Source organism: Bacillus sp. REN16 (assembly GCF_020731355.1).
Taxonomy (GTDB): Bacteria; Bacillota; Bacilli; order Bacillales; family Bacillaceae_L; genus Ferdinandcohnia.
On record NZ_JAJFZK010000006.1, the window covers coordinates 341363 to 352430 of the forward strand.

The 11068-nt window shown below is 37.5% G+C and carries 9 protein-coding genes; all 9 read right to left on the minus strand.

What is annotated here, in order from left to right; genetic code table 11:
• Complete coding sequence (gene miaB / locus LKW28_RS10670; RefSeq protein ID WP_229140341.1) at positions 1-1530, minus strand: tRNA (N6-isopentenyl adenosine(37)-C2)-methylthiotransferase MiaB; 1530 nt, start codon at positions 1528-1530, stop codon at positions 1-3.
• Between the two features lie 249 nt (positions 1531-1779).
• Positions 1780-2646 carry a 2-oxoacid:ferredoxin oxidoreductase subunit beta gene (locus LKW28_RS10675; RefSeq protein ID WP_229140342.1) on the minus strand — a complete coding sequence of 289 codons (867 nt, stop codon included), beginning with the start codon at positions 2644-2646 and terminating at the stop codon, positions 1780-1782.
• Entirely contained in the window at positions 2633-4384 is a 1752-nt protein-coding gene (locus LKW28_RS10680) for a 2-oxoacid:acceptor oxidoreductase subunit alpha (RefSeq protein ID WP_229140343.1), read from the minus strand. Before LKW28_RS10680 ends, LKW28_RS10675 begins: the two co-directional genes overlap by 14 nt.
• 326 nt (positions 4385-4710) lie before the next feature.
• Entirely contained in the window at positions 4711-5637 is a 927-nt protein-coding gene (locus tag LKW28_RS10685; RefSeq protein ID WP_229140344.1) for a dipeptidase, read from the minus strand.
• A 110-nt stretch (positions 5638-5747) separates the two neighbouring features.
• The gene (gene spoVS, locus LKW28_RS10690; RefSeq protein ID WP_003211281.1) at positions 5748-6008 is read right to left on the minus strand and encodes a stage V sporulation protein SpoVS; all 261 of its coding nucleotides are present in this window, start codon (positions 6006-6008) and stop codon (positions 5748-5750) included.
• A 322-nt stretch (positions 6009-6330) separates the two neighbouring features.
• Positions 6331-7125, minus strand: a complete 795-nt coding sequence (locus LKW28_RS10695) for a TIGR00282 family metallophosphoesterase (protein ID WP_229140345.1) — start codon at positions 7123-7125, stop codon at positions 6331-6333.
• A gap of 114 nt (positions 7126-7239) precedes the next feature.
• Positions 7240-8802, minus strand: coding sequence for a ribonuclease Y (rny, locus tag LKW28_RS10700; RefSeq protein WP_229140346.1), 1563 nt, complete (start codon positions 8800-8802; stop codon positions 7240-7242).
• 392 nt (positions 8803-9194) lie between these two features.
• A complete protein-coding gene (gene recA, locus LKW28_RS10705) occupies positions 9195-10235 on the minus strand; it encodes a recombinase RecA (protein ID WP_229140347.1) in 1041 nt (346 codons plus the stop codon).
• 309 nt (positions 10236-10544) lie between these two features.
• Complete coding sequence (locus LKW28_RS10710; protein ID WP_229140348.1) at positions 10545-10739, minus strand: hypothetical protein; 195 nt, start codon at positions 10737-10739, stop codon at positions 10545-10547.
• Positions 10740-11068 lie beyond the last annotated feature (329 nt).

An 11068-nucleotide genomic window follows, 5' to 3' on the forward strand; every position in this document is an offset into this window, starting at 1 on the left:
TTAGTTCACCTCTACCGCTTCTTCGATTATTTCTCCATCTAATGACCAAGTTTTTGCTTGAGTAATTTTTACTTTTACAATTTTACCAATTGCTGATATTGGACCTCTGAAGTTGACCAATTTATTCTTGCTTGTATATCCAGCTAGCACTTCTGGATTGTTTTTACTTTCCCCTTCAACAAGAACTTCAACAATTTGATCTTGGAACGCAAGATTTTTCTTTGCAGAAATCTCATTTACAAGTGCATTAAGACGCTGAAGTCTTTCCTTCTTCACTTCCATTGAAATATTGTCTTCCATTTTTGCCGCTGGTGTTCCTTCACGTGGTGAATAAATAAAGGTATATGCTGAATCAAATTCTACCTCTTTATATAAAGAAAGTGTTTCTTCAAATTGTTCATCCGTTTCATTTGGAAAACCAACAATGATATCAGTCGTAAAGGATGCATTTGGAATTTGTTCCTTCATTTTGCGAACTAACTCTAAATATGATTCTCTTGTATATTTTCGAGACATTAATTTTAGAACTTGTGAACTTCCTGACTGAACCGGAAGATGGATGTGCTCCATTAGGTTTCCACCCTTCGCAAGCACTTCAATTAAATGATCATCGAAATCTCGTGGATGACTTGTTGTGAATCGAATTCGTGGGATGTCAATTTTACGAATTTCATCCATTAAATCACCTAAACCATATTTGATATCTGTAAAGTCTTTACCATAGGCATTTACGTTTTGACCCAACAGGGTAATTTCTTTATAGCCTTGTCTTGCTAAGTGACGAACCTCTTCAATAATATCTTCTGGGCGACGACTGCGCTCTTTTCCACGTGTATAAGGAACGATACAGTATGTACAGAATTTATCACAACCATACATAATGTTTACCCATCCCTTAATTGTTCCCTTACGTACTTTAGGAAGAGCTTCAATAATATCACCTTCTTTTGACCATACCTCAATTACCATCTCTTTACTGAACATGGCTTCTTTTACAATGTAAGGCAGGCGGTGAATATTATGAGTACCAAAAATCATATCGATAAAATGATGTTTTTCAAGAATTTTATTAACTACTGATTCTTCTTGAGACATACATCCGCAAACACCGATTAAAAGATTTGGATTTTCGAGTTTTAGTGGTTTAAGATGACCGATTTCACCAAATACTTTGTTTTCTGCGTTCTCACGGATCGCACAGGTGTTAAGTAGGATGATGTCTGCATCCTCAGTATTTTCAGTAGGCTCATAGCCCATTTCCATAAAAATACCTGCCATTACTTCCGTATCATGCTCATTCATTTGACAGCCATACGTACGGATTAAAAAGCGTTTTCCTTTTCCTGCATTTTTCATATCTTCTGGAATCGAAAATTCTTTTAAGTAATTGACCTGTTCTTTACCACGTTTCTTTGCATCTTTTAATGAAGGTGGCTGATAAACGGATTGAAAATACTTACTGTAATCCTTTTCGGATTTTTTGTCCGCAGGTTTTACTTGAGTACTTTCAAGACGCTGTTTTTCGTTCATGTGGTATCTCCTTCCTTTATACAAAAACTACCTTTTTAAATAATATAGAATTCTTTAACGCTACAAACCTACACATTTGTCTAGTATAAGGTTTAACATGTTTTAATACAATAAAACCATAAAATTGTAGAAATTTGTACATTTTTAGTTTTCAAGACATACATGCATATTTTATCATTCAACAAACTGTGAGTAAAGATATAACAAAAACCCCACTAAGAGAAAAATCTTAGTAGGGTTTTATTCGTATTACATAAATTCTCCAACAAGCTTATTAAATTTTTCTTCATCAAGATTCAAGTCAGCGTGAACGAGTGGAGCTTCATTGTATCCATGTACAAGTTCTTGATAGGAAGGCTTTTCTGTATTTTGATAGATAAGCCCTGTAACTAGACTGTTATTCTTCATCAATGTTTGCATAGCCATTGAACGGTCAGATGGGTCATATCCTTCAACATCAGCTAATTTTGTTAGGTTTTCTTTAAACCAATCATACGTGTTCACCTTGTTGTACGTTACACAAGGGCTAAAAACGTTAATTAAAGAGAAGCCCTTATGCTTAATTCCAGCTTCAATTAGTGCTGTTAGATCCTTAAGATCAGTTGAGAAACTTTGTGCAACAAAAGTTGCCCCAGCCGTTAAAGCCATTTCCATAACGGATAGTGCTGACTCGATTGAGCCTTGTGGCGTACTCTTTGTCTTAAAGCCCATTTCACTTCTAGGTGAAGTTTGACCTTTTGTTAAACCATAAATTTGGTTATCCATAACAATATATGTGATATCGATATTCCGACGAATCGCATGGATTGTATGACTCATCCCAATTGCATAGCCATCACCGTCTCCTCCAGAAGCAATAACGGTTAAATCACGGTTAGCCATTTTTACACCTTGAGCAATGGGTAACGAACGTCCATGAATTCCATGCAGTCCGTAAGCATTGATATATCCAGAAATGCGTCCGGAGCATCCAATTCCTGAAATAACAGCAAGCTGTTCAGGCTCAAGTCCAACATTTGCAGCAGCACGTTGGATTGCCGCTTGTACGGAGAAGTCTCCACATCCTGGACACCAGTTAGGTTTTACATTATTTCGGAAGTCTTTAAACGTTGCCATCTTCGAACAACTCCTTACATTTTGTGTGAACTTCATGAGGTAGGAACGGATTACCATCATATTTTAAGAAGTTAGTAATCTTATCTGCATGTCCTACATTCATCTTCATAATGTTTGCGAGCTGACCTGTTGCGTTATTTTCAACCACTAATACTTTTTTTGCTGATTGAATTAATGGTAAAATTTCTTCAGTTGGAAATGGATGAATTAAACGGACCTGTGCATGGTTCACTTTAATACCATCATTCTCAAGGCGAGTCATTGCCTCTTCAATCACACCACGGGTTGAGTTAAAACCAACAACTAAAAGGTCGGCCTCTTCATGCTTCACATTTTTATGAACAGGAGTCTTAAATTGAATGTTTTTAATCTTCCTTAGGCGCTTTTCCATTTGGTCCTTACGGTTGATTGCGACCTCTGAAGGTTTACCTTGTTCATTATGTTCAACACCCGTTACATGGTGAATCCCATTTTTTACACCTGGCACTACACGTGGAGATACTCCACTTTCTGTAACTTCATATCGTTTGAAATATTCCTTATTCTCCAATTCTGGTAATTCATCATCAAGAATTAGATTTCCGCGTCGAACTTCAATCTTAGAATAATCGAGTGGTTCAACTGTTTGCTTTCCAAGTGAAAGCTGTAAGTCTGTTAGGAAAATAACCGGACATTGGTATTCTTCAGCAAGATTAAATGCTTCGATGATGTCATAAAAAGCTTCCTGAACAGTACTTGGTGCCATAACAATCTTAGGAATTTCCCCATGTGTTCCATAAATCATCGCCATCAAATCAGATTGCTCTTGTTTTGTTGGAAGTCCTGTACTTGGGCCACCACGTTGCGTATCAATAACTACAAGCGGAGTTTCAGTTATACCTGATAATCCGATTGATTCCATCATCAATGATAAACCTGGCCCAGCAGAAGCGGTAAATGCACGAACACCTGCATAGTTAGAACCAATTGCCATTGTACACGCAGCAATCTCGTCTTCAGTTTGGATAACTGTTCCTCCAAAATCAGGTAGTTTGCTAATTAAGTATTCCATGATTTCAGAAGCTGGGGTAATTGGATAAGCAGGCATAAATCTTGCTCCTCCAGCAAGAGCACCTAAGGCTATTGCGTCATTACCAATCATGAACATACGTTGCTTTCCGTCTGCTTTTTCTAGCTTCATCTTCACATCTTCACTGAGTTGATCTTGTAAGAATTTCGCACCAGCTTTGATTGCTTCCATATTCTTCTCAACAACCTGTTGACCTTTTCGACCAAAGATTTCTTCAACTACATTTAGATAAACATCTAACTCAAGGTCTAATAAAGAGCTAGTTGCACCAATAGCAACCATGTTTTTCATCAGGGACGTTCCGAGTTCAGTTGCAATCCCGGTAAAAGGAACGGAATACAAATGAACTTTGGTGTTTTCAGGAATGGTAGGTCCGAATTTAGCATCCGCCAACACTACTCCTCCATCTCGTAACTCATGAAAATTAAAATCAATGGTTTCCTGATCAAAAGCTACTAAAATATCAAGATCGTCTGAAATTGAACGAACTTGAGTTGTACTTACTCGAATTTTGTTATTCGTATGACCGCCTTTAATTCGTGAAGAAAAGTGACGATACCCGTATAAATAGTAGCCTAGACGATTTAGAGCTACGGAAAAGATTTCCCCCGTACTCTCGATTCCTTCCCCTTGCTGTCCGCCAACTTTCCAGGAAAGTTGATTGATCATGACCTACACCCCTTTGAAATACGTTCTATATAAGATTTTTTTTAGTTTTAAGTGTATAGCACTTTCCAACTAAGCTGTAATTAATTTATAGGTAAATTCTCTTGATAATAAAAAGGACCATTTCAAACGACAAAGATGGAAAAAATCACCAAAAATGAAGTGAAAAAAGCTGTCCAAAATTTATACTGTCGGATATGTACTAAACGCTTTCATTCTAGACCTATCAACGGAAAAAAGCAACCCTTAGTAAGCAAGTTTTGGAGAAAATTGAATATTTTTTTAATTTTTCAATCAATTTCATTTCATACCTCTTCTAATGGTTTTGATTACACTGGTAAATTCCCTACAAAATTTTGAAACAGGAAATTTTTCGCTTGATTTGCAGAGTAATGTTTATGCAAATTCTCAACAAGCATATCATACCCTGAGAAGTTTTCTAGTCCAGTAGTTGTTTCTGTTATTCCATCAAAATCAGATCCAAAACCAACATGATTTTCTCCGCCTAACGAACAAATATAATCAAGATGTTTTAATACATCATCGATTGATGCACTGTCGTGATTGCTTAAAAATTGAGGGACAAATGTGATTCCAATCATTCCGTTTTTTTGAATGAGTGCTTTAATTTGCTCATCAAGTAGATTTCTCCTGTGATTACAGATTGCAATTGCATTTGAATGAGAGGCAATGGGGTAGTCCGCTACTTCAATGACATCCCAAAACCCTTTAATCGATAAATGAGATACGTCTGTCCATATGAATGCCTTATTATGCTCCTTAACAACTTCTATCCCAAAGCTTGATAGACCCCCTCCACGTGGTTCTCCTACGCCATCTGCAACATAATTGGCATAATTCCATGTTAAACCAACAGACGACACCCCAAGCCTTAATAATGTTTGGAGCTTCACTAGACTTCGATCGATTGCATCACAGCCTTCTAGCGTTAAGAATGCACCAATTTCATTTTCTTTTAATGCTTTGATGTCCTCCCTTGTTCGTACAACTTTTAACAATGGAGAAGGTGCAATTACTCTCTTATAAAAAATTTCTACCATTTCTAACGCTACTTCGAATCTGCTTTCTGCTCGCACCCCTTCGGGAATATAAATTGCAAAGCACTGCACCTTGCTGCCTGAAGCTTTTAATCGATTGTAGGTAATATGTAATTTTGGAGAGTCTGCAAAATCGATAGTTGGGTCCATCCACATTTTATATAATACATCTGAATGCGCATCAAATATTTTCACCATGATTAACTCCCTTTTTTCTGTTTAAGTTTTACATAAAAATACCTGTTTGTCTTATTTGACAAACAGGTCACTACCCGTCTCTTGACTTGCTTTTATAAAAGGACATACTATTATCGTGGTTCTACAATTAATTTTATAGCGGTTCTTTCTTCACCATCAATCAGAATGTCAGTAAATGCCGGAATACAAATTAGGTCCACTCCACTCGGTGCGACAAACCCTCTAGCTATCGCTACTGCTTTCACTGCCTGATTTAATGCACCTGCACCAATCGCCTGGATTTCTGCTGCTCCTCTTTCACGTAATACCCCTGCAAGCGCCCCAGCTACAGAGTTGGGATTAGATTTTGCTGAAACTTTTAATATTTCCATTTCTTATTTCCTCCTTGTTCTTTACAATGTTTCCCTGAGTGATCGCTCGAACCATATTAACTAATAACGACTGACAAATTTGCGATCTAGTATTTTATCTCTATGATTATAGAAGGATCGCAAGACTTACCTGAAGCTATCTTTATTCAACCAGGGATTACCCGAGTCTCTTGTTGAACAACGAATAATGATCCCATAACTACTATATTCACTAGAAACTACCAGTATTCCTGCTTGTTCAAAAGTTTTTTCTAAAAATTCAAAAACTTATACAAAACAAGAAAAAGCCAAGATATATTATTAGATATCTTGGCTGAAAATTTTAGTCAAAAAATGGATGATCGTCATTAATAAGGACTCGTTGAATTCCTTTTGCTTTCCCAGTCTTAGGGTCTACATCGACGAGAACCGCATTTAATTGAGCCCTTCCTTGGACGACTTCAAAGCGTGCAGGTAATGAAGTTTTAAATTTATGGATGACAGCTTCTTTATCCATACCTAAAATCCCATCGTATGGCCCAGTCATACCCACATCTGTGATAAATGCGGTGCCTTGTGGTAAAACACGGTTATCGGCTGTTTGAACATGTGTATGTGTTCCAACTACTGCTGTTACCCGTCCATCAAGATACCAGCCCATTGCAATTTTTTCGCTTGTGGCTTCCGCATGAAAGTCAACGAAAATTATGGAAGTACGCTTTTTAGCTTGTTCAATTAATTCGTCACATTTCTTAAATGGATCGTCAATGGCAGGTAGAAATGTCCGCCCTTGTAAATTAATAATCGCAACCTCTTGTCCATTCACTTTAGTGTACATCATTCCTTGACCAGGCGTTCCGTCAGGGAAATTTGCGGGTCGAATCATGTTTTTCGCATTATCAATAAACTCGAAAATGTCTTTATTGTCCCATGTATGATTACCGAGAGTAATTACTTGTGCACCATTCTCAAGAAATTGGTTATAGATTTTTTTGGTAATCCCTCTACCCGAAGCTGCATTTTCACCATTCACGATTGTAAGGGTTGGATGGAATTTTGCCTTTAGTTTCGGAAGATATTCTCGGATCATATCTCTTCCAGGTGAACCAACTACATCACCAATAAATAAAATCTTCATGTAAAAGCCCCTTTCTAAACAAGTGAATCATAAATGCGGAAAAATCGCAATGCCAGTCGAAATTCACCCCAATTGATTTTATCAAAAAAAATAAAGTGGTCAAAATCGACCACTTTATTTTGCGTATTCAACCGCTCTTGTTTCACGAAGTACGGTTACCTTGATATGACCCGGATAATCCAATTCTTCTTCGATTCGCTTACGGATATCCCGAGCTAAGCGATGGGCATTTAAGTCATCGATTACTTCAGGTTTAACAATAATTCTGACTTCACGTCCTGCTTGTATCGCAAAGGATTTTTCAACACCTTCATAGGATTCTGAAATCTCCTCAAGTTTTTCAAGGCGACGAATATAGTTCTCAAGTGTCTCACTTCTAGCACCAGGTCTTGCGGCAGATAGAGCATCAGCTGCTGCAACTAATACAGCAATAATAGATGTTGGTTCTGTATCACCATGGTGGGAAGCAATACTATTGATAACAACTGGATGCTCTTTATACTTCGTAGCTAATTCTACACCGATCTCAACGTGACTACCTTCCACTTCATGGTCAATAGCTTTACCGATATCATGTAAAAGTCCAGCACGACGAGCAAGTGTTTCATCTTCACCTAACTCAGCAGCCATTAAGCCTGCTAAGAATGAAACTTCCATTGAGTGCTTTAAGACGTTTTGGCCATAGCTTGTACGATACTTTAAGCGACCTAAAATCTTAATTAAATCCGGATGGAGTCCATGAACACCAACCTCAAAGGTCGTTTGCTCACCTACTTCACGAATATATTCATCCACTTCACGTCTTGATTTATCAACCATCTCTTCAATACGTGCTGGGTGAATACGTCCGTCTTGAACAAGTTTTTCAAGTGCGATTCTCGCTGTTTCACGGCGAATTGGATCAAAGCCAGATAAAATAACTGCCTCAGGTGTATCATCAATAATAAGGTCAATACCCGTTAATGTTTCAAGCGTTCGGATGTTTCGTCCTTCTCTACCAATAATACGGCCTTTCATCTCATCATTAGGCAAGTTAACCACAGATACTGTAGTTTCTGCGACATGATCAGCGGCACATCTTTGAATAGCAAGTGAAAGTATTTCTTTTGCTTTTTTATCAGAGTCTTCCTTTGCACGATTTTCAGCTTCTTTCACCATCATCGCAATATCATGGGAAAGTTCATTTTCAATTCGATCAAGGATGATTGACTTTGCTTCTTCGCGTGTTAAGCTAGAAATACGCTCAAGTTCAGCTTGTTGCTTGTGTACCATTTCTTCCACTTTGCTTTCCATCTCTTCAATATGCTGTTGTCTCCCAGCGAGAGAATCCTCTTTCTTTTCTAACATGGATTCACGTTTATCTAATGTTTCATCCTTGCGATCAAGGTTCTCTTCTTTCTGCATTAAACGATTTTCTTGTTTTTGTAGTTCGTTTCTTCGATCACGGGTTTCTTTTTCTGCCTCTGTACGAAGTTTGTGAATTTCATCCTTTGCCTCTAACAGTGCTTCCTTCTTTAATGAATCTGCTTCTCTATTTGCATCATCAATAATTTGTTCGGCAACACTTTTTGCACCTGCAATTTTAGTTTCGGCAATAGATTTACGAACATAAAAGCCAACAATCGCACCGACGATTAGGCCAAACAAAGCGGAGATGATTATAGAAATGGGATCCATCTTCTTCACCTCCTCTTGCTATGAACTTTTTCTTGCTAGATCAAAATGTCGGCATGTACATTTTTCAACATACAGCGCAAAGGCTTTCTAAGCTAATCAGATTCTTAGGTTACGATCCGAAAGTAGCTGGAGACTACTCCGGGTCTGAATAGCAAAAGCTCAAACCGAGTTTTGCTTCTAACGTTTTAATTCTAACAAAATGTAAAATATACATTTTAATTGTAAATGTGTGAATTTTTATTGTCAAGGGCTGTCAGAAATAGTGTTACATGAAAATGGAAATTTTCTTTAGTTGAAGTGTTAATTTTCAAGTTTTGAGAGGGTGTTGGTGGTTTTTTTATGTTTATGGAGAAATAAAGAAGAGACACACTGGCTGTGCCTCTATGACATGATTAGTCTTGCAGATCAAATTCGTCTTGTTCCTCATCAACAGGAGCAACTACTTCACCGTCAAGACCATAATGATCTCTAATCTGTTGAAGGATTTCATTTCGGACTTCAGGGTTTTCTTTTAAGAATTGCTTTGCATTTTCACGCCCCTGGCCAACTCGTTCTTCCTTATATGAATACCAAGAACCGCTCTTTTGGACGATATCGAGCTCAGCTCCTACATCGACAATTTCGCCCTCGATTGAAATTCCTTGTCCGTACATAATGTCTACTTCAGCTGTTTTAAATGGTGGTGCTACTTTGTTTTTCACGACCTTAACTTTTGTTCTATTACCTACAATATCATTACCTTGTTTTATTTGTTCTGCACGACGGACCTCTAGTCTTACAGAAGAATAGAATTTAAGCGCACGTCCACCTGGAGTGGTTTCTGGGTTACCGAACATAACCCCAATTTTTTCGCGGACTTGGTTAATGAAGATTGCAATCGTATTTGATTTGTTGATTGCACCAGAAAGCTTACGTAGTGCTTGTGACATTAAGCGGGCTTGTAGACCCATATGGGAGTCTCCCATTTCACCTTCAATTTCAGCTTTTGGAACAAGGGCTGCAACAGAGTCAACTACTAAAATATCGACCGCGCCACTTCGCACTAATGCTTCAGCTATTTCTAATGCTTGTTCACCAGTGTCTGGCTGAGATAATAATAGTCCATCAATGTTTACACCTAATTTTTGTGCATAAACTGGATCAAGTGCATGTTCCGCATCAATAAAAGCAGCTTGTCCACCAGTTTTCTGTACCTCAGCAATTGCATGAAGTGCTACAGTAGTTTTACCAGAGCTTTCCGGTCCATATATCTCAATTATCCGTCCTCTTGGATATCCTCCAACACCTAATGCTATGTCTACTGCTAGTGAACCACTAGATATTGTAGAAATTCTACGATCAGTTTGTTCTCCGAGCTTCATGATTGAACCCTTACCGAATTGTTTCTCTATCTGCTTCAGTGCCATTTCTAAGGCCGCTTGACGATCACTCACTATTTTTCCTCCTTTATTCGTGAAACTATTATTACTATACAATGTTTTGTTCGATTTGCCAAGTAAAAAGTCGAACATTTATTCGGTTATTTTTGCTAATAGTTTTTTCCCATAAATCCAATTATTAATAGTTGAAAATCATATTTTCAAAGTAAAAGAGACTGCCAATTTTCAATTTTACACTTTAAAAATTTTATAAAAATAGCGTAAGCACTTGCAGCTTACGCGTAAAATTATCTAAAGCTTTATTAAGATGTGATTCTCCAATAAAGCAAAAAGGACATACAAAATCCGACCAAAGCGTTATTTTTATTTTTTTCCCTCTTCTTTTTGTTGAGTTACTGGACCACATATTCCGGTAGTAACATCGCAGACAAAACCTGAGGAATTGTCAATGTCCAAGCTTTTTAATTTTTTGACACCTTTTAGTTCTTTCAAAAGTTTGTTAACATCTTTGGTCTCCGTTGAAGATTCTATAGAGTTTGTTGGCTTGTCATTTAACACGATTATTCCTCCTTTTTGTTTCATTATGTTTATTTTAAATGAACCTCTCTTTGATTTCTAATAATTGAACTGGGATACCATCATGGAATTATTTATTTTATGCTTTCCGTAACTCAACTAGCCTTATTGCTTCGGTTTTGATTGCTAGTAGTCCGTATTTAAAAGCATTTGATTCAAATAAAAAGACGATCCATCATGATAACGGGTTCTCTTTCCTGTCGCAAAACCCGAAAATGTAGCCCATTTTGCACTGCTTCTTGTTTCTGTTTTTGCAATTAAAAATAAGGTGGCTCAGTTCACTGAGCCATTTTTGATTGGAAAAGGGGTTA

Coding starts and splice junctions, on each gene's coding strand:
- miaB (WP_229140341.1), bottom strand. CDS start 1,530: ATGAACGAAAAACAGCGTCTTGAAAGTACTCAAGTAAAACCTGCGGAC.
- LKW28_RS10675 (WP_229140342.1), bottom strand. CDS start 2,646: ATGGCAACGTTTAAAGACTTCCGAAATAATGTAAAACCTAACTGGTGT.
- LKW28_RS10680 (WP_229140343.1), bottom strand. CDS start 4,384: ATGATCAATCAACTTTCCTGGAAAGTTGGCGGACAGCAAGGGGAAGGA.
- LKW28_RS10685 (WP_229140344.1), bottom strand. CDS start 5,637: ATGGTGAAAATATTTGATGCGCATTCAGATGTATTATATAAAATGTGG.
- spoVS (WP_003211281.1), bottom strand. CDS start 6,008: ATGGAAATATTAAAAGTTTCAGCAAAATCTAATCCCAACTCTGTAGCT.
- LKW28_RS10695 (WP_229140345.1), bottom strand. CDS start 7,125: ATGAAGATTTTATTTATTGGTGATGTAGTTGGTTCACCTGGAAGAGAT.
- rny (WP_229140346.1), bottom strand. CDS start 8,802: ATGGATCCCATTTCTATAATCATCTCCGCTTTGTTTGGCCTAATCGTC.